General features: G+C 35.5%; 21 protein-coding genes. 16 read left to right on the top strand and 5 right to left on the bottom strand.

The annotated features are described in order from the left end of the window. The first annotated feature begins 62 nt into the window (after positions 1-62). Complete coding sequence (locus ACKTTZ_RS21525) at positions 63-1,229, top strand: proline dehydrogenase family protein (RefSeq protein ID WP_062674965.1); 1,167 nt, start codon at positions 63-65, stop codon at positions 1,227-1,229. A 460-nt stretch (positions 1,230-1,689) separates the two neighbouring features. Here the strand turns inward: ACKTTZ_RS21525 and ACKTTZ_RS21520 are convergent, their stop codons facing one another. After that, positions 1,690-2,226: a helix-turn-helix transcriptional regulator gene (locus ACKTTZ_RS21520; protein ID WP_034697660.1), complete on the bottom strand. Its 537-nt coding sequence runs from the start codon at positions 2,224-2,226 to the stop codon at positions 1,690-1,692. A gap of 969 nt (positions 2,227-3,195) precedes the next feature. Between ACKTTZ_RS21520 and ACKTTZ_RS21515 the strand changes: the two genes are divergently transcribed. Continuing rightward, positions 3,196-4,305, top strand: coding sequence for a M14 family zinc carboxypeptidase (locus ACKTTZ_RS21515; protein WP_407846591.1), 1,110 nt, complete (start codon positions 3,196-3,198; stop codon positions 4,303-4,305). Positions 4,306-4,558: 253 nt separating this feature from the next. On the opposite strand, the gene ACKTTZ_RS21510 is transcribed toward ACKTTZ_RS21515, so the two are convergent. Together ACKTTZ_RS21510 and ACKTTZ_RS21505 are read right to left on the bottom strand one after the other, a co-directional pair. Then, positions 4,559-4,681: a hypothetical protein gene (locus ACKTTZ_RS21510; protein WP_407846590.1), complete on the bottom strand. Its 123-nt coding sequence runs from the start codon at positions 4,679-4,681 to the stop codon at positions 4,559-4,561. 181 nt (positions 4,682-4,862) lie between these two features. Further along, the gene (locus ACKTTZ_RS21505; RefSeq protein ID WP_407846589.1) at positions 4,863-5,360 is read right to left on the bottom strand and encodes a DUF4920 domain-containing protein; all 498 of its coding nucleotides are present in this window, start codon (positions 5,358-5,360) and stop codon (positions 4,863-4,865) included. Positions 5,361-5,502: 142 nt separating this feature from the next. Here ACKTTZ_RS21505 and ACKTTZ_RS21500 point away from each other — a divergent pair, with 142 nt between their 5' ends. The 6 genes from ACKTTZ_RS21500 to ACKTTZ_RS21475 all read left to right on the top strand — a co-directional run bounded on the left by ACKTTZ_RS21500 (position 5,503) and on the right by ACKTTZ_RS21475 (position 13,479). Further along, entirely contained in the window at positions 5,503-6,915 is a 1,413-nt protein-coding gene (locus ACKTTZ_RS21500) for an APC family permease (protein ID WP_407846588.1), read from the top strand. Between the two features lie 157 nt (positions 6,916-7,072). Then, entirely contained in the window at positions 7,073-7,513 is a 441-nt protein-coding gene (locus ACKTTZ_RS21495) for a GPW/gp25 family protein (RefSeq protein ID WP_002979175.1), read from the top strand. A gap of 24 nt (positions 7,514-7,537) precedes the next feature. Continuing rightward, a complete protein-coding gene (locus tag ACKTTZ_RS21490; protein ID WP_407846587.1) occupies positions 7,538-9,421 on the top strand; it encodes a type VI secretion system baseplate subunit TssF in 1,884 nt (627 codons plus the stop codon). 326 nt (positions 9,422-9,747) lie between these two features. Next, complete coding sequence (gene uvrA / locus ACKTTZ_RS21485; RefSeq protein ID WP_407846586.1) at positions 9,748-12,579, top strand: excinuclease ABC subunit UvrA; 2,832 nt, start codon at positions 9,748-9,750, stop codon at positions 12,577-12,579. A gap of 246 nt (positions 12,580-12,825) precedes the next feature. Further along, positions 12,826-13,230, top strand: coding sequence for a hypothetical protein (locus ACKTTZ_RS21480; RefSeq protein ID WP_034697677.1), 405 nt, complete (start codon positions 12,826-12,828; stop codon positions 13,228-13,230). 114 nt (positions 13,231-13,344) lie between these two features. Continuing rightward, positions 13,345-13,479, top strand: coding sequence for a bacteriocin-like protein (locus ACKTTZ_RS21475; RefSeq protein WP_081906503.1), 135 nt, complete (start codon positions 13,345-13,347; stop codon positions 13,477-13,479). Between the two features lie 34 nt (positions 13,480-13,513). Here the strand turns inward: ACKTTZ_RS21475 and ACKTTZ_RS21470 are convergent, their stop codons facing one another. Next, on the bottom strand, positions 13,514-14,056 hold the full coding sequence (locus tag ACKTTZ_RS21470) for a hypothetical protein (RefSeq protein WP_407846585.1): 543 nt from the start codon (positions 14,054-14,056) through the stop codon (positions 13,514-13,516). A gap of 123 nt (positions 14,057-14,179) precedes the next feature. On the opposite strand from ACKTTZ_RS21470, the gene ACKTTZ_RS21465 reads away from it, so the two are divergent. From ACKTTZ_RS21465 to ACKTTZ_RS21455, 3 genes are all read left to right on the top strand, one after another. Further along, positions 14,180-14,692 carry a DUF421 domain-containing protein gene (locus ACKTTZ_RS21465; protein WP_034697682.1) on the top strand — a complete coding sequence of 171 codons (513 nt, stop codon included), beginning with the start codon at positions 14,180-14,182 and terminating at the stop codon, positions 14,690-14,692. A gap of 5 nt (positions 14,693-14,697) precedes the next feature. Next, positions 14,698-15,189, top strand: a complete 492-nt coding sequence (locus tag ACKTTZ_RS21460; RefSeq protein WP_407846584.1) for an N-acetyltransferase family protein — start codon at positions 14,698-14,700, stop codon at positions 15,187-15,189. Between the two features lie 262 nt (positions 15,190-15,451). Beyond that, the gene (locus tag ACKTTZ_RS21455) at positions 15,452-15,592 is read left to right on the top strand and encodes a quinol oxidase subunit 4 (protein WP_407849198.1); all 141 of its coding nucleotides are present in this window, start codon (positions 15,452-15,454) and stop codon (positions 15,590-15,592) included. A gap of 378 nt (positions 15,593-15,970) precedes the next feature. Here ACKTTZ_RS21455 and ACKTTZ_RS21450 read toward each other — a convergent pair whose 3' ends face one another. Then, a complete protein-coding gene (locus ACKTTZ_RS21450) occupies positions 15,971-16,285 on the bottom strand; it encodes a DUF4286 family protein (protein WP_034697690.1) in 315 nt (104 codons plus the stop codon). A 150-nt stretch (positions 16,286-16,435) separates the two neighbouring features. Here ACKTTZ_RS21450 and gyrA point away from each other — a divergent pair, with 150 nt between their 5' ends. The 5 genes from gyrA to menA all read left to right on the top strand — a co-directional run bounded on the left by gyrA (position 16,436) and on the right by menA (position 24,026). Beyond that, the gene (gyrA, locus tag ACKTTZ_RS21445) at positions 16,436-19,036 is read left to right on the top strand and encodes a DNA gyrase subunit A (protein WP_407846583.1); all 2,601 of its coding nucleotides are present in this window, start codon (positions 16,436-16,438) and stop codon (positions 19,034-19,036) included. A 30-nt stretch (positions 19,037-19,066) separates the two neighbouring features. Then, positions 19,067-20,101, top strand: coding sequence for a hypothetical protein (locus tag ACKTTZ_RS21440; protein ID WP_034697693.1), 1,035 nt, complete (start codon positions 19,067-19,069; stop codon positions 20,099-20,101). Positions 20,102-20,355: 254 nt separating this feature from the next. Then, the gene (locus tag ACKTTZ_RS21435; RefSeq protein ID WP_407845762.1) at positions 20,356-21,978 is read left to right on the top strand and encodes an IS1182 family transposase; all 1,623 of its coding nucleotides are present in this window, start codon (positions 20,356-20,358) and stop codon (positions 21,976-21,978) included. A gap of 207 nt (positions 21,979-22,185) precedes the next feature. After that, a complete protein-coding gene (locus ACKTTZ_RS21430; protein WP_034697698.1) occupies positions 22,186-23,022 on the top strand; it encodes a 1,4-dihydroxy-2-naphthoyl-CoA synthase in 837 nt (278 codons plus the stop codon). Positions 23,023-23,096: 74 nt separating this feature from the next. After that, on the top strand, positions 23,097-24,026 hold the full coding sequence (gene menA / locus ACKTTZ_RS21425) for a 1,4-dihydroxy-2-naphthoate octaprenyltransferase (RefSeq protein WP_407846582.1): 930 nt from the start codon (positions 23,097-23,099) through the stop codon (positions 24,024-24,026). Positions 24,027-24,035 lie beyond the last annotated feature (9 nt).

The following is a 24,035-nucleotide window of genomic DNA, read 5'->3' as shown; positions in this document are numbered from 1 at the left end:
AAAATTCTTTAAATAAACTGAGGTTATTATTACCTTTGCAAAACTAAATTTAATAAATAGGAATGCCCATTTTTAATGATACTAAAATTGCATTTGCAGACAAGTCTGATGCACAATTGAGAAAGGCTTACTGGATGTTTAAGATGATTGAACAGCCGGCTCTTACAAGCCTTGGAACATCTGTTCTGAATTTCACAGTACACAACAACTTTCCTTTCGTAACCGGAATTGTAAAAAATACTTTATTTGCGCAGTTCTGTGGTGGTGAAACCCGTGAAGAAAGTATGAAAGTTGTAAAGCAGCTATTCAAAAGAGGAGTTGGAAGTATTTTTGATTATTCCATTGAAGGGAAGGAAGATGAGGAAACCTTTGATGCGGTTTGCAAAGAAATTAAGGACATTGTAAGATTCTCAGTAGGAAATCCGGCGATTCCTTTTATTGTATTTAAACCTACTGCTTTCGGAAGAATTGATCTTTATGAAGCTGTTGGAAAAGGAGCGGAGCTTACTACCAGCCAGAAAGAAGAATGGGAAAGAGTCGTAAAAAGATTTGATGAAGTATGCAGTCTTTGCCATGAACATGATAAAAAAGTAATGGTAGATGCTGAAGAAACCTGGATGCAGGATGCAGCAGACCATCTTTGTGAAGAGATGATGGAGAAATATAACCAGCAGAAACCTATCGTTTGGAATACCATCCAGATGTACAGAACCGGAAGACTGGAATATATGGAAGCCAACCTTCAAAGAGCAAGAGAGAAGAATTACTTCATCGGGTACAAGATTGTTCGTGGCGCTTATATGGAAAAAGAAAGAGCCAGAGCTGCAGAAAAAGGATATGCAGATCCTATTCAGCCAACCAAAGAGGCTTCAGACAAGAACTATAATGCAGGAATTGACTTCGTAATGGATCATTTGGATAAGGTTTCAGCATTCTTTGGAACTCATAATGAAATCTCTTCAGAGCTGATTATGGATAAAATGAAAGCAAAATCTCTGGAAAACGGCAATCCACACGTTTATTTCGGACAGCTTTACGGAATGAGTGATAATATTACCTTCTATTTGTCTGATAAAGGCTATAATGTGGCTAAATATCTTCCATATGGACCTGTAAAGGACGTTGTACCTTATTTGACGAGAAGAGCCCAGGAAAACACCTCTGTAGCCGGACAAACCGGAAGAGAGCTTGGACTGATCAAAAAAGAACTTGAAAGAAGAAAGAAATAGAAATAAGAATATTGTTCTTAATATATCTATTATTAGACCTGCAGTTTTGTGGGTCTTTTTTATTGGAATTAAGCGACTGGGGAAATAGGGTGATTAATAATAATCGAAACAATTGTCTATTGTTGTGATTATATATTAAAATAATTTTATTTTTATTGCTGATTTGATTTTAAATAATTATATTTGATAGAGCCATAAAAACTAATGCAAAAAAATGTTTTCAATTACTGTTATAATTCTGTCTTAGAACAGAAGCCCAACCATATAATAATTCAGTACTATTACCCCTTTTAAATAGCCCAAATTGTAAAAACTATAATTATAGGAACAGATGATCATAAAAAAGAAAAACTCTATCAACTGGTATCCTGTAAAAATTTTAAAAATAAAATAAAGCAATAGCTTTAGTTTTCTTCTTCAAATATTTTTTAACCTGATCATTTTCTTTGATCAGGTTTTTTTAAGGCTCAAAACTTTCGAATTTTCCGTTTTCGTAGAACAGAACAATACGTTTTATTTTACTTTGTTGATTACCAAATAGTTGACCTAAAATATGATCGCCAGAATTTTCTAATCGCTGAGAATCCGATATTTTTTCTGAGGCTTTATCATGGGTTGGTATAACCGATTCTCCAGAGGTTGATTTTGGAGCTTCTCTTTCAGTTTCATCACTTCCAAATTCATCATCATCATTCATCATCGTGAAAAGGTCGGGTAGTGGAGTTGTCTTTATTTTTTCCTCTTCGGGATATTCTTCGTTAATTTCTGATTCGGGCAGCTGGGATTTCAGCATCTCACCTTCACCGGTAACCAGCCAGTCCCAAAGAAGTTCCGGGAAACGGGATTTTATTTTTATGATAAATTCAAGAGACGGTTTGTTTCTTCCTGATGTGATATGCGAAATAGACGAACGCTGTACATCAATCTCATCAGCAAACTCAGAAGGAGTAAGATGAGAATACTCTATAATTTTGGAAATTCTTTCATTTAAACTCATAAAAATAAGTCATTAATTATTTTACAAATGTAATATATATAATTTACAAATGCAAAATACAAATGTAAATAACTGAAGATTTTCTTTGTATACATTTGTAACTTCATTTTAATTATTTTAAAATCAAATATTTATAGCTAAATTACAATTGTATTTACTTATTAGACTAATGTACCATTACAATGCTCCACAGATTATTTATATCTATTAAAAGACTTTTATTTTTCCTAAATACTGGTTTAAAAATGTAAATTTAGCCCATTGATGGAGTTATTTTGTCCATTAAATATCCTTAAAAATAGAATATACATTATTAAACTACTTAAATCATTTCTGGAAACAGAATTATCGATAAATACCTCATATAATGCATATAAAAGCATTTTTATCAGAATTACATTGGTAAATTACTGTTGTAAATACACCATTTTAAGCCCATATTGGACGAAATTGAAAGGAAAATAGTATTCCTGTTAAACTACTTATTTTATTAAAGATTAAAACTCTTATAAAAAGTGTTATTTGAGTTATTTTCAGAAATCTGTTTGGTTATTTACTGGTTTTACATATGTATACACCGTTAAACAACAAGGTTATCCACAATGTATATGTTTAATAAAATAACTCTTAAATGACGAAAAAAAGCCTTTTTATCACTTAAAGTATTATTATAAAAACAATTGAGATGAATTTCATAAATGACTGAATTTTAATGTTTTAAATGTGTTAAATTAAATTATTCGCAATCCACAATTTTATCCACAGACAATTTGTCTTGTAGTACTGTTTAATAATGTTACAAGTGTTAACTTGTTTTTAGAACTCTACAATTAACCAATTTAAACCTTGTAAACAATTTTAAAAACAGATGTCAAATGTAAATTTGTTAATTTTACCAATATTTACAAATGTTAATTTAAGTTTTTGACTAAAAATGGCTAAATTTGATTCTTGTAAACTATTCCTAAAATGAATTTTGAACAGATCTATTCTCAAAACCCCGATTTCTCAAATCGCTATATTTCCCCTGAAAAATTATTTTCTTATCTACAGACCAATCTCAGCGATTATATTCAGGAGATCGGAACATCCTATTTAGATAAACCTATTTATCAGTTAAGCATCGGAACCGGAAACATTAAGGTATTAGCCTGGTCACAGATGCACGGAAATGAATCCAACGCGACCCATGCGATGCTGGACCTTTTAGTAAGTCTTGATAAAGCACCTGAAATGAAGGTGGATTTGTTCAGCAAAATACAGCTTGATTTTATATTCATGCTGAACCCGGACGGATCTGAAAGATGGACGAGACTGAATGCTTCAGATATTGATCTGAACAGAGATTTTCACAACGAAGCCAGTAAAGAGATTAAGTTTCTGAAAAAAGCTGCCGCTTCAAAAAAGTATGATTATGCCTTAAACCTTCATGAGCAGAGAACCATCTTTACTACTGACGGTATTCACCCTGCTACGCTTTCATTTTTGGCTCCTTCCGAAAATGTAGAACGTACCGTTACGGAAAACAGAAAAAAATGTATGGCAGTAATCGGAAATGTCTACAACTATTTGAAGGAAATGATCCCGAACCAGATCGGAAGATATTCTGATGAATTTTATCCTACTTCCACAGGAGACAATTTTATCAAAGCAGGAATGCCAACCATTTTATTTGAAGGTGGACACTTTGTAGAAGACTATACCAGAACAGGAACAAGAAAATATTATACAATTGCTCTTTATTATGCATTGAAAGCAATCAGTGAACTGAACTCTGATATTACAGGATGGGAAACTTACCTTGAAATTCCTGAGAACCAGGAAACGCATTATGATATTATTTACAGAAATGTAAAGCTGAATACAGAGCATGAATGTATCCTGGATATTGCAGTTCAGTACAGAGAGATCAAAGAAGAAGGGAAAAATGAAATCTCTTTTATTCCTTTTGTAATGGAAGCAGGTGATGTAAAACAAAAGAAAGGTTGGCTGGAAATAGACTGTACCGGAAAGAAATTTATTTCTGCAACTAAATATCCTAAACTGGATAGTGTGGTAGAATTTAAAATTGAAGATTAAAGAATTTAAACCATTAAGAGGTAATAAGATTTGAAGAGTATTAAGAGAAGCTTCGCTTTAAGCTTTACTTCAGAATGATATATCTTAACTATCCTTTGTTTCTTAAGTTCTTATTATATATCCAGCACTAAGTTTAAACAACTCTAAAAAAATAAAGCTGATAATTTAAATTATCGGCTTTATTTTAATTATTTTCTATAGTTATTTCCTGTAATGAATTAATATTAAATTAAAAATATAAACTAATTTAATATCAATAGGAATGGGCTTTAGCCCATTTATCAATAAAAGTAACAGCCATTGGCTTCACCCAAATATGGTATAGTTTCCCACAGATTCCACAGATTTCCACAGATTTTACCTTTGGAAAAAGCATGATACCGATATTTTTAATGTTAATATAACATATAGTATTAGCCTTGTCATGCTGAGCCTGTCGAAGCATCTATCATCGGAAATTCAATAGAAATGGGCTTTAGCCCATTTATGATTAGATTAAATTTTCATCTGGCTTTAGCCAAAACCTAATTTTATAGATTTTATTCAATAATTAAAGTTTACTTAACCACTTTAATTCCGTTCGCTACAAATCTGATCTCTTCTTTAGGTTGAGTAATGGCATCAATTTCAGACTGAGGCTGTTTAGCATCTTCTGCATAATGTTTCTGCTCATTTACAGAAATTACTTTTCTTTCTGCATTGCCATCCAATACTACATTTTTTCCTTTTAAAGCTGTAGGTACGAAGAAAGCATAGTCTTTCATTTTTACAAAAAACTTAGAATTATCTTCTGTCTGGATGGTAAGCCAGCAGCCTTTTTTGTCACATACGTCGGTTACTTTTCCTTTAATAGATACATTCTCAACTTTTTTGTTGTCTTTTTTAAGCTGCTTATTCAATTTATCTACGGTGATCGCTTTGGATTCAGCAGATGAAGTAACCTGACTTCCATAAGTATCACCTACCAAAGCTTTCCCTTCCGGCGGTCCGGATTGAGCAAATGCTAATGAAGAGCTTGTTAAAGCGGCAGCAAATAATAAAACTTTAAATTTCATGTTTAATATTTTTCTCAAAAATACTAATTAAAATTGAATCATAAAGGAATAAAAAATGACAAAAAACAGGTGTTTTGATGAATTTTCAACAAATTTGAAAATCAAAGACAGATTTGATTATATTTGACCCCTATACTTGACTATGCAAAAAAAACTGAAACTATGGGATGCCATCATGCTGGTGATGGGATCTATGATCGGAAGCGGGATCTTTATTGTAAGCGCTGATATGATGCGAAACCTGGGATCAGGTTTTTGGCTGATTATCGTATGGGTAATTACAGGAGTGATGACCGTAGCAGCCGCCATAAGCTATGGAGAGCTGTCTGCACTGTTTCCGAAGGCCGGAGGGCAATATACTTATCTGAAAGAAATCTTTGGTAAAAGAATGGGATTCCTTTACGGATGGGGATTGTTTACCGTAATACAAACCGGAACAATTGCAGCCGTAGCAATGGCTTTTGGTAAATTTACAGCGTATTTGATTCCTTCATTAAACGATGCTGCCCCTATTTTCCAGAGTGGTGAATTTAAAATTACATGGATACAGATTCTGGCAATTGCTGTAATTCTTTTGCTTACGTACATCAATACCAGAGGAGTAGAGAGTGGAAAAATTCTTCAGAATATCTTTACCGGTTCCAAAATTATTGCATTGTTAGGTTTAATTGCTGCCGGTTTTATAATGGTAGACCTTTCTCATTTAGCAGAAAATTTCAGCTGGGGAACAGATTCTTTCAATAATCTTAAAAAAGATTTGAGTGGTAATTTCCTTAAAGAAGGTTGGGAACCCATCGGAGGAATGACTCTTTTAGGCGGAATTGCTGCTGCCATGGTAGGATCTGTTTTCAGTTCCGTTGCCTGGGAAAGTGTAACATTCGTTTCCGGAGAAATTGAAAATCCTAAAAAGAATGTAGTAAAATCAATGATTTACGGTACATCTGCTGTAATGATCCTTTATATTGCTGTAAATTATGTCTACTTAAATGCACTGAACAGAGATGGGATTGCATTTGCAGCCAATGATAGAGTAGCGGTAGCAGCATCCCAGAATATTTTTGGAAGTGCAGGAACTATTATCATTGCTTTATTAGTTATGATTTCTACGTTTGGATGTAATAACGGATTGATTCTGGCGGGAGCAAGAGTTTTTCAGACAATGGCAAAAGACGGAATGTTCTTTAAATCCGCAGAAAAAAATAATAAAAATGAAGTTCCTGAAAATGCCTTATGGATGCAGGGAGTTTGGGCTTCCATTTTGTGTTTGAGCGGGCAGTACGGAAATTTATTGGATATGATCTCTTTCGTGATCGTTCTGTTTTATATGATTACGGTTTTTGGAGTTATTTATTTAAGAATGAAACAGCCGGAACTGGAAAGACCTTATAAGACATGGCTTTATCCGGTAACACCTGTTATTTACCTTGTAATCGGAACTTGTTTCTGTATCCTGTTGCTTATTTACAAACAGCAGTATACATGGCCTGGTTTTGTTTTGGTATTGCTGGGACTTCCCGTGTACTATTTTATCAACCGAAAAAAAGCAAATGCTTAAAATAACATAAAAATATAACAGATTAAAGGGCTTTCAATTCAGTTTGAAGGCCCTTATTTTTGAATAATATTTAAAGTATTGTAATCATTATTTGTCGAAAATGTGTAATTTGGTATTTCGTTTTTAAAACAGGACCATGAAGTAAAAACAATAAGCTATGGATACACCAAATTACAGAATGCCTTTCGTACCGTCTACTTTAATGACCGAAGGCGGAAGTATCGATACCTGCGATATGGGAGAAAGTATTGCCCACAATATTATGCTGCTGATCACCACCAAAAAAGGGGAGAACAGATATGATGAAAACTATGGAAACGATGTTTGGAACCTTGAATTCGATAATGGAGTTACAAGTGCCATCTGGGAAAGCGTTTTTATCAAAAGCTTAAGGAGACAGATTCAGGAATATGAACCAAGAATCGTAAACCCGCAGATTGATGCTCATATACAATTCGTAGAGCACAGTTACGATACTAAAGAACACACCGAAATTAAAAAGAAAGTAAGAATTGCCATCAATGCAAAAATGGAAGAAACAGGAGAACGTTTTAGTTTTTCCACAGAATTGTTTCTAAGTCCGATGTCTATTGATTAATATTTTTAACAGCGAAAGAAAATTATGAATTTAGATCAGAATATTTATTCCAAAGAATCTGTAAAAGCAAGAATGCTGCAGAATGCAACAAAGGTATGGGGATTGAGAAGTCCACAGTCTTTAGATCCTTTTGTAAAACTGTTGATAGATGCATTCAGTACAGAAGTTTTCAAAGCGAATAATGAAATACAGACGGTAAATGCCCGTATACTGGAAAAACTGGCAAAATTACTTACACCGTCCATCTATACCCATCCGATTCCGGCTCATTCCGTGGCTTTTACACAGCCTTATGAGTCTTCTGAAATTTTATTGGAACACACGGAATTTTTCTTCCGTAAACAGATGACTTCCACTGTAAAATCAGAATCAGACAAGCAGCTGAACATTCCTTTTACTCCGGTAGGAAATGTAAGAATTAATAAAGTTCATACTTCTATCATGTTTGTAGGAAATACCTGCTACAGCATCGATGATAGATTCAATAAAATTCCTATTGCAAGATTTCAGGGAAAACCTGAAGATTACAGGAAAATTACAATCGGAGTAGATGTAAGCAAATATGTAAGTGAAAACTTTCCGAAATATCTGAGCATATTCTGCTCCAATCCGGCTTTTGAGCACCTTGATTTCGTATACAAATTATTGCCTTACATCTCTGTAACAAGTAATGGAAATCCTCTGTTTGTAAGAGAAGGATTAAGCTACCTTACAGAAAGTCAGAATGATGGTTATGAGCAGATGTTCAAAGAGCAATCCATCAGAAATAAGGTGATTGAGGATATTAAAAGTATCTATCGCCATAAATTTATTGAAGTAACGGGAATCTCTCAAAGTCTGTTCTCAGAACCGGGACAGCTTCCACAGAACCTTGATTTCCTCGCAGGAAAAGAAGAAATTTCTAAATTCCTGGACAATAAAAGTTATCTGTGGCTTACTTTTGAGTTTCCACCACAATTTTCAGCAGAAATCTTAGATAATTTCTCATTTGTCCTGAATGCTTTTCCTATCTATAACAGAGGTTGGAAAAAAACAGAATACAGCCTTGATATCATGGGGAATAATATTCCTTTGGTAACAGACGAAGGAGAACATTTCCTTTATGTAGATGAAGTACAGGATGGTGACGGAAGAAAATATACAGAAATTCCTTTCACTCCTGCTGATGATCTTAAGAAAGGTTTATATACCGTAAGAAAAGGAGGAATGGAGCGATTCACCAGCAGAAATGCAGTCGATATGATTGCCAATGTTCTGGAATTAACCAGAGACGAAATTGCCGCATTTTCCCTTTTGAACAGAGATAATGTAAAAGGAGTTCTCAGCGAAATGTCTGATAAAATGAAAACCATGGTGCAGAAAGTAAACAATGCCAAAAGGAATATCAGACAGGAACTGAATTATGTAATCATGGAACCTGTAGAAAAAACAGATCATACTTACGCTTCTTTCTGGGTAACACATTGTACGCTGGCCAATCATATGCGACCAGGAACTGAACTTTCCAATCAGCTGAAATCTCAGACTGTGGTATTGCTTACAGAAACATTAGGAGGATCTGAAGAGCAGAAAGGAACTGATAGTATTCAGGCTTACAAATATGCACTGACGACCAGAGATAAGATCATTTCTTTGGAAGACGTTAAGAATTATTGCCGCATGATTCTGAAAGATGAGGTAAGAGAAGTAAGAGTAAGAAGAGGAACCATGATCAGCAACAAACCAAAAGAAGGATTTGTAAGAACCGTTGAGGTAGAAATTGTTCCCCAAAACTATTCTTTTTACGGAAGAGCCTATTGGGAAAATATGGCCAATATCATCAGAAACCAGATTATTGCCAAAGCCATTGACGGAATTGAATATATTGTAAGAATTACCAATGAAGATGTTGATTTCCAGGATATGTAATTTCTTTAAAAATAAATAAGTTTAAAATATAAATGCCGTATCAATTGCGGCATTTTTGAATGATATCAATAGGAACGGGCTATTATCCTGAGCATAGTCGAAGGGAGCCCGTTTTTTAATAAATGAGCTTTCCATTGGCTTCAGCCAAAACATAATGATCCGAAAAATACGAAATCATTCCGGAAAAATTCAATAACAACGGGTTCAGTGCCTTAACAAAACCTAAGAATTTTTTATGAAACTTTTATCCCTTTTATATTCAAAAAAAGTCTATAAAATTTCGTATTTTTGCACGTTGTGATTTTCAGGCAAAGTCACTCCAAATTATGAGCAAATCAACAGAATATATAGAAGTTTACGGAGCACGTGAACACAATCTTAAAAATATTAATGTAAAAATTCCACGTAATGAATTGGTCGTGATTACCGGCCTTTCCGGAAGTGGAAAATCGTCATTGGCTTTCGATACTATTTTTGCGGAAGGCCAGCGTCGTTATATCGAAACATTCTCTGCCTATGCACGTCAGTTTCTAGGTGGGTTGGAGCGTCCTGATGTAGATAAAATTGAAGGACTTTCTCCGGTTATTGCTATCGAGCAGAAAACAACCAATAAAAATCCGCGTTCTACCGTAGGAACGGTTACTGAGCTGTACGACTTTCTGCGTCTTTTGTATGCAAGAGTTTCGGATGCTTACTCTTTATCTACAGGACAGAAGTTGGTAAGCTATACCGAAGATCAGATCCTTGAAACCATCAAAGAAAACTATAAAAAAGAGAAAATCATGCTTTTGGCACCAGTGGTGCGTTCCAGAAAAGGACATTATCATGAGCTCTTTGTTCAGATGGCTAAAAAAGGCTACGGACAGGCAAGAATTGATGGCGAGCTGCAGGATATTGAATATGATTTAAAACTTGACCGTTATAAAACCCACGACATCGATATCGTTATCGATCGTTGGATTATCGGTGAGAATGCTTCGGAAGGCAGAATGGAAAAATCATTGCGTACTGCAATGGAAATGGGAGAAGGCATTATCGGAATTCAGAAACTGGGAAGTACAGATATCGAATACTTTTCCAAGAACCTGATGGATGCTGAAACCGGACATTCTTTGGCGCTACCTGAACCCAATACATTCTCATTCAACTCTCCAAAAGGAAGCTGTCCGAATTGTAAAGGTCTTGGAACCATTAAAAAGATCAATACCGATTATTTCATCGATAATCCTAAACTGTCAATCAATCAGGGAGGATTATTGCCATTGGAAGATATCAAGTCTAACAAATGGATTCTGTCACAAATTAAAAATATCCTAGAGATCTTCGGATTGGGATTAACAACACCTTTGCAGGATATTCCGGAAGAAGCACTGGATTATATCTACAACGGATGTCATAAAGAATTCAATAAAGACCTGAAATACGCAGGAATTACCAAGAAAATAAAAATTGGTTTTGATGGTTTGATTGCTTTCATGGAAGAAATTATTGATGAAAGAGAATCTTATGAAGCCATTTTACTGGAAAGACATTTCACCACAGAAGAAACCTGCCCGGAATGTCATGGAGCCCGTCTTCAGCCTTCAAGTTTAAGTTTTAAAATTGATGGAAAAAATATTGCGGAAGTTAATGGATTAAGCTTAGCAGATTTAAAAGACTGGTTAGCTGATGTTAAAGATAAATTTTCAGAAAAAAATAAAATCATTGCTCACGAGATCTTAAAAGAAATTGAAACCAGACTTCAGTTTTTACTGGATGTAGGGTTGGATTATTTAAGTCTGAGCAGAAGTTCAAAAACCCTTTCTGGAGGAGAATCACAGAGAATTCGTCTTGCAACGCAGATCGGTTCTCAACTGGTCAATGTATTGTATATTCTCGATGAGCCAAGTATCGGGCTTCACCAGAGAGATAATGAAAGACTGATCCATTCTCTGAAAAACCTGAGAGATATTGGAAACTCTGTATTGGTGGTAGAACATGATAAAGATATGATTCTTGAAGCCGATGAGGTGCTGGATATTGGTCCGAGAGCAGGGAAATTCGGTGGAGAAATCCTTTGGCAGGGAAAACCAAAAGACCTGTTGAAAGCAGATACCATCACTGCTCAATATATTAACGGAAAAAGAAAAATTGCAATTCCTGAAGAAAGAAGAGCAGGAAGCGGTAAAAATATTGTTTTAAAAGGAGCTACAGGGAACAACCTTAAAAATGTAACTCTGGATATTCCTCTTGGAAAACTCGTTGTAGTAACCGGAATTTCAGGAAGCGGAAAATCCTCATTGATAAACGGAACATTATATCCGATCCTTAACAAACATTTCTACAGAGCGGTTCAGGAACCGTTACCATACAAAAAGATTGAAGGGTTAGATAATATTGATAAAATTGTAGATGTAGATCAGACTCCAATCGGAAGAACGCCACGTTCGAATCCTGCGACCTATACCGGAATGTTTACCGATATCAGAAACCTTTTTGCAGAACTGCCGGAAAGTAAAATCCGTGGGTATAAGCCAGGAAGATTCTCTTTCAACGTAAAAGGCGGAAGATGCGAAACCTGTCAGGGTGGAGGATTAAAAGTGATCGAAATGAATTTCCTTCCGGATGTATACGTACACTGTGAAACCTGTAACGGGAAACGTTTCAACAGAGAAACCCTGGAAGTTCGTTACAAAGGAAAATCAATTTCTGACGTATTGGACATGACGATCGATGAAGCGGTAGATTTCTTCCAGCCGATTCCTAAGATTTTTGCAAAAGTGAAAACATTACAGGATGTAGGTTTGGGATACATTACGCTTGGACAGCAATCGACCACCCTTTCTGGAGGTGAAGCGCAACGTATCAAGTTAGCAACCGAACTGGCGAAAAGACAAACCGGAAATACCCTTTATATCCTTGATGAACCCACTACAGGACTTCATTTTGAAGACGTGAAAATCCTGATGGATGCTATCAATCAATTGGTAGAACTAGGAAACTCATTCATCATCATCGAACATAATATGGATGTCATCAAATTAGCAGATCATATCATCGACGTAGGACCGGAAGGAGGAAAATATGGCGGACAGATCGTTGCACAGGGAACTCCTGAGGAAATTGTGAAGTCTAAGAAAAGCTTGACAGGGAAGTTTTTGAAGAGGGAACTGGAGTAGATTTCAGAATAAAAATAGAGATAATTATTGGCTAAACTTAAATAGTTTAGCCTTTTTTATGCTTAAAATAACCCTCCAATATTAAATTTTCAATTATTTTTAAAATTTATTACACTGATAATCAATTAATTAAATTTTAATGTTAACCCAATGTTAACTGAATGTAAAATTAATATGAATTATTTTTAATAACTTTGGTTAAGAGATACAAAAATAGGTTAGTATAACATTTAAAACCAGTTAGTTATGAAAAATAGAATTCAAATAGTAATGGCTTCACTTTTCGTTTGCGGATTTGCCACTGTTTTGAACACCGCTAAAGCTCAAACTACAGATCATAATACCATTCAGGAAATTCAACTGAGTAGAAGTGAAACGTTTAACGATATCAGAAATAAATTAGAAGCCAATTTTGACCTTACCAACCCTGATTACAAGCAGGGAACCGTAAACTCAGTGGTGAAATTTGATATTGCCAAAAACGGAAAAATTGTAAATGTTCACTCCAGTGGAGACTGTAAAACCGTAAGCAAAGAAATTGAAACGGTATTAAGTGATCTTGATTATAAAGTAGACCGCAAAAAATTAACTGATAATATGGTTGCTTATACTTACGTAATGCCTGTGACAGTAGAGATCCACAGCAGATAGTATTCATAGCATATTATTCAATCATGTGTGAATAATGAAAACTTATCAGATTAAGTTGTAATAAACAATAAACCGTAAAGTTTTAGTTTTGAGCTACCATAAAATTAAAACTATATGAAAAATTTTAAAAAGCTGACAAAATCAGATTTGAAGTCAGTGTACGGAGGAGCACCAGTAAAATACTGTACATTTTGTGAATGGGCAAATAAAGTAATTTGCAGTGATATTCCAATCGTTCAATGCCCTTAAAAAAATAAAGCCGCTTTTATAAGCGGTTTTTCTATTATTTTGTACTTTCAACAAATTCTGTTAATCTTGCTTTAAGATCTTTAGAATTTCCTATCTTATCAAAAGTAACATTATCTACTCTCCATCCTTTATCTGTATGGGTCAGATGTACTGTATCCATCCAGGTTTCTTTAGATGAACCCATATCATATTCAAAGGATACCAGTGCTTCAGCGGTTTTATCCTGTATCTTGACAGACTTGATGGTGTAACTTGTGAACCCTTCATACAAGCTGGAGAAAATAGCTCCTTCAAAAATTAAGGGCTTTTCATCAGGGTGCTCACTCTTTTTTACCCTTTCCATATCTGCTTTTGAGGCATTTATAGCATTGTCTAAAACTTTTTTTAAATCCTGAGAAAACAAAGTATCCGGAATCGGCTGGTTGTAAATTGCTTCATTAGATTTGCCATACTGAGTATACAATTCATTTACTTTTTCAGTAATGGCTGACTCTGGAGATATGACAGGCTGAGGTTTGTCTTTTTTGCAAGACACGAAGAACAGGAATATTCCTAAACAGAGAAATAGTTTTTTCATTTGATATTATTTTTTTTGTGGTGTTTATCAGAATCCCAAGCTCAAAATGTATACCAAAATCTGTCCGTAAAATATTTTTTACGAATCGCAAAAATCGATACATTTGAGTAGATAAAAAAAATTGTGGATCCTATTCTTAACGTTGCTGTCCGTTCCCTTTGCGTTTACCTTTTTATGGTGATTGCAATCCGTTTATTTGGTAAAAACCAGCTTTCTCAGCTTAATGCAGGGGATGTTGTACTATTATTACTTATTTCAAATGCTGTTCAGAATGCCATGGTAGGACCTGATACCTCTCTTCAGGGCGGGATTATTGCGGCATTAGTTTTGTTTGTTGCTAATTTTATTCTGAAAAGGATTATGTTTTCCAGCCGTTCCTTTCAGACTTTTATGGAAGATGAACCTGTTATTTTGATTAGAGATGGAGTAGCGGATCAGGCAGCTTTAAACCGGGTAAAGATTACAGAAAGCGAATTGGAAGAAGCGATCAGAGAACATGGGATTGAAAACATCCATAATGTAAAGCTTTCTGTGTTGGAAGTGGATGGAAATATAAGCGTGGTTTCTCAGGACGAGAAGAGTAAACAGACGCATTATTCAAGAATTAAAAGAAAACTTAAAAGAAAATACCATTAAATACGATGAATTACGAACTAAGAGAAATGCTTCCCAGTGATGAAGCCCGCGTTCTTGAGATTTTCCGTCAGGGAGTAGATGGCGGAATTGCCACATTGGAAACAGAAGTTCCCACAGCTGAAGCCTGGAGCATGGAATATTTCAATGACTGCCGTTGGGTACTGGAAAATGAAAATAATGAAGTAATAGGATGGTGTGCCCTGAAACCGGTCAGCAAAAGAGAATGTTTTAAGGGAGTCGCAGAAGTAAGCATTTATTTCGATAACGAATACCAAGGTAAGGGATTGGGTTCGGTATTGCTTAAAAAGATTATTTTGGATAGCGAGGATCACGGATTCTGGACATTACAGACTAATATCTTCTCCGAAAATGAAATGGCCATCAAATCTCATCAGAAAAACGGTTTCAGAATGGTAGGAGTCCGTAAAAAAATAGGAAAGCTTAATGGAGAATGGAAAGACCTTGTTCTGATGGAAAAAAGAAGCGAAGTCATTTAAAGAATTATAAATTATAAATGATGAATGATGAATGATGAATGATGAATGATGAATTTGTTTGATAAGCACATTAGTCTCCATAACTACAATTCACCATTGACTTGCGAAGCAAAATTGACCATTGACCATAAAAGGCTATATACTCTAACCTTAAACCTTGAACCTTGAACTTTGAACTTTTGGCATTACCCTTGTTATATTAATAAGTGAAAAAATAGAAATAATGAAAAATTTGATTAAAGTTACAGGAGTCCTTATTGTGATGTTTATGCTGTCATCATGCGTAGTTCATGACAATGGAGCCAGAGGAAATACAATCCCTCCAGGGCAGGCTAAGAAAGTGTTTGGAGGAAGTGCAAAAGATTATGCTCCGGGACAGGTGAAAAAGAGAAGTGGCTATTAATAGGTTCATGAAATTAAAATATTAACAGCCTTTTTTAACATACATTAGCTTAATTTCAATTTCTTTTGGCATTAACATTGATATATTTCGCTATCGAAATTGAAAAAGTGAAAATAATGAAAAGTATGTTGAAAATTGCTGGGGTAGCAGTAGTTGTTTTAATGCTGTCCTCTTGCGTGGTACATGAGCATCATGGAAGGAGAATGCCACCCGGGCATGCCAAAAGGTATTATGGCGGAAGTGCAAGGTACTATGCACCCGGCCAGGTAAAGAAAGTGTATATTTATGACGATCGTGGTCATCATCACAAAGGTCGCGGTCATGGACATCACAGATAAAAAAGAAAAGCACTGAATTTTTCAGTGCTTTTTTTATAAATTATAATCTCGATTTTTTCGGATTAAGGAAAGTATTAAAAACCATCACTTCCTGTCCAAACTTTTTCTCAATTCTTTCAGAAATATTTAAAAGCTCACTTTTAATGAAATCTTCACGTAATTCTTCATTATCAAAAATTAACAGGAGATTATAATTTTTTCCTTCCTCGATAAAGTCACTGTGCACCTCAGAAAGAATATATTTGTTGACATCCATCAGGTTTTCAGTCATTAAAACCAGTGTTTCATCAATATAATTTTCCCATTCTTCTAGGTTATCTTTCGTGCAGTGGAAAGTTATACTTAATACGCTCATATTTTTATGAATTTTTAAGATTTTTTTGGATAAATTCTACAGCAAAAATCGGCATTTTTTTCGTAAATTAGCCCGTTAATAAAAATTGGAAATAAATAATTTTCAGACTTACAGCTAAGAGTTTGAATATCATTACAATAAAATTTGTTTATGCAAAAAGAAGGAGAAAGACTGATTCCTATCAACATTGTTGATGAAATGAAGTCGTCTTATATCGATTATTCGATGTCGGTTATCGTTTCAAGAGCGTTACCGGATGTAAGAGACGGCTTGAAACCCGTTCATAGAAGAGTACTTTATGGTATGTATGGATTAGGGGTATTTTCTAACAGAAAATATTTAAAATCTGCGAGAATTGTTGGGGATGTATTAGGTAAATACCACCCACACGGAGATTCCTCTGTATATGATGCTATGGTAAGAATGGCACAGGATTGGAGCTTACGTTATCCTCAGGTAGACGGACAGGGTAACTTCGGTTCTATGGATGGTGACCCGCCTGCAGCAATGCGTTATACCGAGGCAAGATTGAAAAAAATCTCTGATGAGGTTCTTTCAGACCTAGACAAAGAAACAGTTGATTTTCAGAATAACTTCGACGACAGTTTACAGGAGCCGACAGTAATGCCTACTAAAGTTCCCAATCTTTTGGTAAACGGTACTTCAGGTATTGCCGTAGGTATGGCAACCAATATGGCACCTCATAACCTGTCAGAATCCGTAGATGCAATCTGTGCTTATATCGATAATAAAGAAATTACGATTGATGAGCTGATGCAGCACATTATTGCGCCGGATTTCCCTACAGGTGGTATCATCTATGGATATGACGGAGTAAGAGATGCTTTCCATACAGGAAGAGGTAGAGTAGTTTTAAGAGCTAAAGTGAACTTTGATGAAATCGGAAACAGAAACGCGATTATCGTTACTGAAATCCCTTATCAGGTGAACAAAGCTGAAATGATCGCCAGAACAGCAGAGCTTGTTAAAGACGAAAAAATCCCTGGTATCCACGAGATCAGAGACGAATCGGATAGAAAAGGACTTCGTGTGGTTTACGAATTGAAAAATGACGCAATCCCGAATGTAGTTCTTAACTTATTATATAAATATACGGCACTTCAGACTTCTTTCAGTGTAAACAATATTGCATTGGTACACGGAAGACCGGAGCAGCTGAACCTTAAAGATATCATTCATCACTTTGTAGAGCACAGACATGAGGTAATCGTAAGAAGAACTCAGTATGAGCTTAAAAAAGCAAAAGAAAGAGCACACATTCTTGAAGGATTCATGAAAGTGATCGGAACTCAGGATTCTCTGGACAGAGCAATTTCTATTATCCGTCACAGTGCAAACCCTCAGGCTGCAAAAGAAGGCTTGATCGAAGCATTTGAACTTTCAGACATTCAGGCTCAGGCTATTCTAGATCTTAGATTAGCTCGTTTAACAGGAATGGAGCTTGATAAGATCCGTGATGAATACGATGCGATCATGAAAGAAATTGCAAATTTGGAAGATATCTTAGCCAACGAGCCGAGAAGATTCCAGATCATCAAAGAAGAATTGATCGAAATCAAAGAAAAATACGGAGACGAAAGAAGAACTGAAATTGATTATTCAGGAGGAGAAATGTCTATTGAAGATATCATCCCTAACGAATCTGTAGTTCTTACGATCTCTCATGCAGGATACATCAAGAGAACTTCACTTTCAGAATATAAAATTCAAAGTAGAGGTGGTGTAGGAAACAAAGCAGCAACAACAAGGGATTCCGACTTCCTTGAGTATATTGTTTCTGCAACCAACCACCAGTATATGTTATTCTTTACAGAAAAAGGAAGATGTTACTGGTTAAGAGTATTTGAAATTCCTGAAGGCTCTAAAACAGCAAAAGGAAGAGCGGTACAAAACCTTATCAACATTGAACCGGATGATAAGATTAAAGCTTATATCAGAACGAACAATCTTAAGGATTCTGAATATGTAAATCAAATGAGCGTTGTGATGGTAACCAAAAACGGTACAATCAAGAAAACATCATTGGAAGCGTATTCAAGACCAAGAGTAAACGGGGTAAATGCTATCGAAATTAGAGATAATGACCAGTTATTAGGTGCTTACCTTACCAACGGAGAATCTCAGATTATGATTGCTACTAAAAATGGTAAATGTATCCGTTTCCCTGAAGAGAAAGTAAGAGAAGTAGGAAGAGGATCTATCGGGGTAAGAGGGATCTTGCTTGAAGAAGGTGACGAAGCTATTGGTATGATTGTTGTGAGCGATGTAGAGAACGAAACAGTACTTGTAGTATCTGAAAAAGGATACGGAAAGAGAACTGCAGTAGAAGACTACAGAATTACCAACAGAGGAGGAAAAGGAGTTATTACCCTTAACATTACTGAAAAAACAGGAAATCTTATCGCTATTCAAAATGTAACAGACGAAGACGGATTGATGATTATCAACAAATCCGGTGTTGCGATCAGAATGGGAATGGATGAAATGAGAGTGATGGGTAGAAATACTCAGGGAGTGAAACTGATCAACCTTAAGAAAAATGACGAAATTGCAGCCATTGCAAAAGTAGAAATGGATAAAGATGTAGAAGAAGATTCTGAAGAACTTGAAGAAACAGAAGAAGGAGTTGTAGGATCGCTATTTGATAACCAGGAAAATGACAATGTAACACCTCAGGCTGAAAATGAAAACTCAGCAGAGGAAAATGAGAATTCTGATTCTGAAGAATAAATTGTACAATATAAATATAAAATAGTTATTATGAAGAAACTAATTTTAGGAATGGCTATCGTAGCGTCTGCTTTTGCTTTTGGGCAGAAAAAAGATGCAGCTGCTTTAAATGCTCAGCTTCAGGAAGCTAACAAAGTTGCTATGGATGCATATAATGCAAAAAATTATGCAGCTGCAGCACCTAAGTTTATAGAAGTTTATGACTTATTAAAGTCTAGCGGACAGGACAACAAAATATATATGTATTATGCCGGACTTAGCCACGCATTAGCGAATAACAGTGACCAATCTATCAAAATATTTACAGACCTTGTTAATTCCGGATTTACAGGAGTAGAAACTACTTATACTGCAAAAGAAAAGAAAACAGGACAAGTTGTAAACCTTGATAAATCTACTTGGGAGCTGATGAAGAAAAACGCAGACTATTCTGATTTCAAAACAGAGCAGACAAAAAGTATAGAGCCGGATTTATATGAAACTCTTGCATCTTTACTTCTTAATGCTAAAAGCCCTGAGGCTCTTGCTGTTATTGAAAAAGGATTAGCGAAATTTCCCAATAATGCCAAGCTTAAAGAAGCTCAGACTACAGCATATCTTCAGTCTGGAAACACAGATAAATTTGTTTCAGGATTAAAAGAGCAATTGGCTAAAAATCCAAATGATCCTACAAACTGGTATAACCTTGGAGTAATGCAGGCTAAAACCCCTGCGACTGTTAATGATGCTATAGAATCATTTAAAAAAGCTATTGAGCTGAAACCTGATTTCTCTGATGCATACCAAAATCTTGTTTATACTACTATTGGAGACGATGCTAAAGTTGTAGGGGAGATTAATGCATTAAGAAAAGATAAACCAGACGAAGCTTCTAAATTGATCGATGCAAGAAGAGAAAGATTTGGAAAAGCATTGCCATATGCTGAAGGATGGTATAAGGCAAATCCAAAAAGTATTGACGCGGTTTCTGCACTAAAAGAAATTTATGTAGTAACTAAAAATATTGAAAAAGTTAAAGAAATGAAAGCTAAAGAAGCTGAACTTACAGCTGCTGGAGCAAAATAATCATTTTTTATAATAACACATATGAAAACCGGAATAGAAATGTTCCGGTTTTTTTATTGTAAACGGAAAGTGTTTGCTGAGCTTCTTATCCGGATTCTATGTTTCATGCAGGAGTTTTTAGATCTGTTATGATTTATAAAGAGGCTGTCTAAAAAGTCCAAAAAAATATCCCCGTTACTTAAAAAGTTTCGGGGATTTTTTTGTTGTTTGTCCTTTAAGATTTATCTTTAAGGTGCACCCAAACAAACATTGATATGAAAGTACGGTTTAAATCTTTACCCACCAATACTCCCAGCTTATTTCCTGAAGATATTTTTGATAAGATAGGTGCTAATGATCCGGTACGTCTTATCAATGAATTAGTGGATAACTTGAATATCGATCATATTATAAGTGAATATAAAGGCGGTGGAACGACAAGTTTTCACCCCCGGATGATGATCAAAGTTTTATTCTATGCCTATTTCAACAATATTTATTCATGCCGTAAAATAGAAAAGGCACTTGGAGAAAATATTCATTTCATGTGGCTTTCTGGCAACAGTAAGCCTGATTACAGAACCATCAATTACTTTAGGAGCAAACGGCTTAAAAACCATATTCACCGTCTTTTTGCAGATGTTACCGTTGTTTTGCAGAATTTAGGTTACGTAAGTTTAAATGTTCAATATATAGATGGTACAAAAATAGAATCATCTGCCAACCGATACAGCTTTGTATGGAAAAAATCTGTAGAAAAGAATAAATTAAAACTGGAAGCTCAAATTCATTCCGTACTTGAAGATATTGAATCCCAAATCAAAGAAGAGCGTTATGAATCCCATGAAAAGACCCTTCCAAAATCTATTGACAGCAGAGAGCTTCAGGATAAAATAGCAGAACTTAATCACTCTGTGGCACAGGACAATAAAACCGGTAAGAAGCTCATTAAAAAGCTTCAGCATCAGGACCTGCCCAGATTACAGAAGTATGAAGATCAATTAAAAATACTCTCAGGCCGCAACAGTTATAGTAAGACAGATCCCGACGCCTGCTTCATGCGGCTCAAAGACGACCATATGAAAAATGGGCAGCTTAAGCCAGCCTATAATGCACAGATCAGTACTGAAAACCAGTTTATCACCCATTACAGCATTCATCAGACTCCTGGAGATACCACTACATTGAAGGATCATCTTAACAGCTTTGAAAATCAGTATCACAAACAAAGTAAAGAGGTAGTAGCAGATGCCGGATATGGAAGTGAAGAGAATTACGAAATGATGGCAGAAAAAGCTATAGAGGGCTATGTAAAATATAATAATTTTCATAAAGAACAGAAGCGCAGTGAGAAGAACAATGCGTTTGCTGTACAGAACTTATATTATAATGAGGAAAATAACTTCTATGTATGTCCCTGCGGACAGCAAATGAACTTTATCGGTAAAGGCAAAAGAATCAGCAGTAACGGATATGAATCTCAGGTACATTATTATCAGGCTTTCAGATGTCAGGGTTGTCCTCTTAGAGAAAGCTGCCATCAAAGCCAGGATAATCGATTAATCGAAGTGAATTATAATCTGAACCATCACAGAATGAAAGCCAGACAAAGGCTGATATCTGAAAAAGGGCATTACCACAGAAGTAAACGGCCTATAGAAGTAGAAGCTGTATTCGGGCAATTAAAAAGCAATAATAAATTTTCAAGATTTACTCTAAAAGGACTTGAAAAAGTAAATATTGAATTTGGATTAATGGCATTGGCACATAATCTTAGAAAATTAGTGAAAAACAGAAAACTTAACCGTAAAAATTGGCTAAATACACTTAAATGCAAACAACATATGCATCTTTTCCATAAGTATATGAAAATCCAAAAGTATAAAATTGCTGCATAACTATACGCAGTCTCAAAACAAACAAAAAGAGGCTGACCTTTTTGGACAGCCTCTTTAATTTATTTAACTCTGCTATGTAGTTTCCGTTGAAAATTCTTCATGCCGAATTCATGCATTCAAAATTTATGTTTTTTATAGAGATGAACCTTAAATTTCAACCTGAGAATTTCTCTGTAATTCCGTATCTTTGAGAAAAATTTTTTTAAGATGATCGAGTGGAAAACCGCCAAGGAATACGAAGATATTACCTATAAAAAATCTAACGGAGTAGCAAGAATTGCTTTCAACAGACCTGAGGTGCGTAATGCTTTCAGACCTAAAACAACTTCAGAATTATACGATGCTTTTTATGATGCCTATGAAGATCCTTCAATAGGAGTTGTATTACTTTCAGGAGAAGGACCTAGCCCTAAAGACGGTGGCTGGGCATTTTGTAGTGGAGGTGATCAAAAGGCCAGAGGACACCAGGGATACGTAGGAGAAGATGGAAGACACCGTTTGAATATTCTTGAGGTTCAACGTCTGATCCGTTTCATGCCGAAAGTGGTAATCGCAGTGGTTCCGGGATGGGCAGTTGGTGGAGGACACTCACTTCACGTAGTATGTGACCTTACTTTAGCAAGTGAAGAACATGCTATTTTCAAGCAGACAGATGCTGATGTTACTAGTTTTGATGGTGGTTACGGTTCCGCTTACCTTGCTAAAATGGTAGGACAGAAAAAAGCCCGTGAAATTTTCTTTTTAGGAAGAAATTATTCTGCTCAGGAAGCTTTCGAGATGGGAATGGTCAACAAAGTAGTTCCTCATGCTGAATTAGAAGATACTGCTTATGAATGGGCTCAGGAAATATTGGCTAAATCTCCAACTTCTATCAGAATGCTGAAATTTGCCATGAACCTTACAGACGATGGGATGGTAGGACAACAGGTTTTCGCTGGTGAAGCAACCCGTCTTGCGTATATGACAGAAGAAGCTCAGGAAGGAAGAAATGCATTTCTTGAAAAAAGAAAACCCAACTTCGGAGAAGATCAATGGATATCATAACATGAGTGATGAGTAATAAGTAATGTGCAATATTTTTCATTACTTATTATCCATTGCCTATTACTTATAAATTTATGACGGATTGGATAAAAGCCGCAAGGCTAAGAACTTTACCGCTTTCCCTAAGCGGGATTATTATGGGGGCTTTCATTGCGAAATGGAGACTTTACGGAGAAGGAGGAATCTGGGACTGGAAAATCCTTGCGCTTGCTCTTTTGGTTACCCTTTTATACCAGATTTTATCAAATTATGCCAATGATTATGGTGATGGAGTAAAAGGAACCGACGCCAAAAGAATCAATGAAGCAGAAGCAAGAGCTGTAGCATCAGGGAAAATTACTGCAAAGCAAATGAAGAATGCGGTAATCCTTTTCGCAGTATTATCTTTCATGGCTACCATCGCTTTGCTGTATGTAGCTTTTATTCCAGATTATATGAATGAATTTTATATCTTCATAGGACTGGGAGTAGCATGTATTCTTGCAGCAATTGGATATACAGTAGGGAAGAAACCTTACGGATACATGGGATTGGGAGATATCTTCGTGTTTATCTTCTTTGGATTGGTTTCCGTATGTGGAAGTTATTTCTTATTTACAAAAACTTTCAGCTGGGATATATTATTACCCGGAACAGCTGTTGGAATGATGAGTATGGCTGTTCTTAACCTGAACAATATGAGAGATATTGAAAGTGATAGACTATCAGGGAAAAACAGCTTTGCATTGAGAATCGGATTCAAAAATGCAATGATTTACGAAATGGTTCTTTTGCAACTTCCTTTACTACTTATTCTTGTATTTTTAGGAATGAACGGATTTATGCAGCAGCAAAATTATTACGTTTTCATTGTAATGATTCTGTTATTTCCACTATCAAAACTAAGAAGAAAGATATTATCTGTAAAAGAGCCGAAGGAATTAGATCAATATTTAAAGCAGGTAGGAATTATGACTTTTGTAATGGCTATTCTTACAGCAGCTGGACTTAATTTATTTAACTAATCCAAAATA

Origin of the sequence: Chryseobacterium sp. KCF3-3, assembly GCF_045865955.1 — a bacterium.
Lineage (GTDB): Bacteria > Bacteroidota > Bacteroidia > Flavobacteriales > Weeksellaceae > Chryseobacterium.
The sequence above is the reverse complement of the archived record's forward strand: the minus strand, read 5'-3'. Positions and strand labels throughout refer to the sequence as shown.

Bases quoted from the DNA above. Each gene is read 5' to 3' on its own strand.
- ACKTTZ_RS21500 (WP_407846588.1), top strand. From the start codon at position 5,503: ATGCAAAAAAAACTGAAACTATGGGATGCCATCATGCTGGTGATGGGA.
- menA (WP_407846582.1), top strand. From the start codon at position 23,097: ATGACGGATTGGATAAAAGCCGCAAGGCTAAGAACTTTACCGCTTTCC.
- ACKTTZ_RS21495 (WP_002979175.1), top strand. From the start codon at position 7,073: ATGGATACACCAAATTACAGAATGCCTTTCGTACCGTCTACTTTAATG.
- ACKTTZ_RS21520 (WP_034697660.1), bottom strand. From the start codon at position 2,226: ATGAGTTTAAATGAAAGAATTTCCAAAATTATAGAGTATTCTCATCTT.
- ACKTTZ_RS21490 (WP_407846587.1), top strand. From the start codon at position 7,538: ATGAATTTAGATCAGAATATTTATTCCAAAGAATCTGTAAAAGCAAGA.
- uvrA (WP_407846586.1), top strand. From the start codon at position 9,748: ATGAGCAAATCAACAGAATATATAGAAGTTTACGGAGCACGTGAACAC.
- ACKTTZ_RS21515 (WP_407846591.1), top strand. From the start codon at position 3,196: ATGAATTTTGAACAGATCTATTCTCAAAACCCCGATTTCTCAAATCGC.
- ACKTTZ_RS21505 (WP_407846589.1), bottom strand. From the start codon at position 5,360: ATGAAATTTAAAGTTTTATTATTTGCTGCCGCTTTAACAAGCTCTTCA.
- ACKTTZ_RS21450 (WP_034697690.1), bottom strand. From the start codon at position 16,285: ATGAGCGTATTAAGTATAACTTTCCACTGCACGAAAGATAACCTAGAA.
- ACKTTZ_RS21440 (WP_034697693.1), top strand. From the start codon at position 19,067: ATGAAGAAACTAATTTTAGGAATGGCTATCGTAGCGTCTGCTTTTGCT.
- ACKTTZ_RS21475 (WP_081906503.1), top strand. From the start codon at position 13,345: ATGAAAAATTTTAAAAAGCTGACAAAATCAGATTTGAAGTCAGTGTAC.
- gyrA (WP_407846583.1), top strand. From the start codon at position 16,436: ATGCAAAAAGAAGGAGAAAGACTGATTCCTATCAACATTGTTGATGAA.
- ACKTTZ_RS21435 (WP_407845762.1), top strand. From the start codon at position 20,356: ATGAAAGTACGGTTTAAATCTTTACCCACCAATACTCCCAGCTTATTT.
- ACKTTZ_RS21480 (WP_034697677.1), top strand. From the start codon at position 12,826: ATGAAAAATAGAATTCAAATAGTAATGGCTTCACTTTTCGTTTGCGGA.
- ACKTTZ_RS21525 (WP_062674965.1), top strand. From the start codon at position 63: ATGCCCATTTTTAATGATACTAAAATTGCATTTGCAGACAAGTCTGAT.
- ACKTTZ_RS21460 (WP_407846584.1), top strand. From the start codon at position 14,698: ATGAATTACGAACTAAGAGAAATGCTTCCCAGTGATGAAGCCCGCGTT.
- ACKTTZ_RS21455 (WP_407849198.1), top strand. From the start codon at position 15,452: ATGTTTATGCTGTCATCATGCGTAGTTCATGACAATGGAGCCAGAGGA.
- ACKTTZ_RS21510 (WP_407846590.1), bottom strand. From the start codon at position 4,681: ATGCTTTTTCCAAAGGTAAAATCTGTGGAAATCTGTGGAATCTGTGGG.
- ACKTTZ_RS21470 (WP_407846585.1), bottom strand. From the start codon at position 14,056: ATGAAAAAACTATTTCTCTGTTTAGGAATATTCCTGTTCTTCGTGTCT.
- ACKTTZ_RS21430 (WP_034697698.1), top strand. From the start codon at position 22,186: ATGATCGAGTGGAAAACCGCCAAGGAATACGAAGATATTACCTATAAA.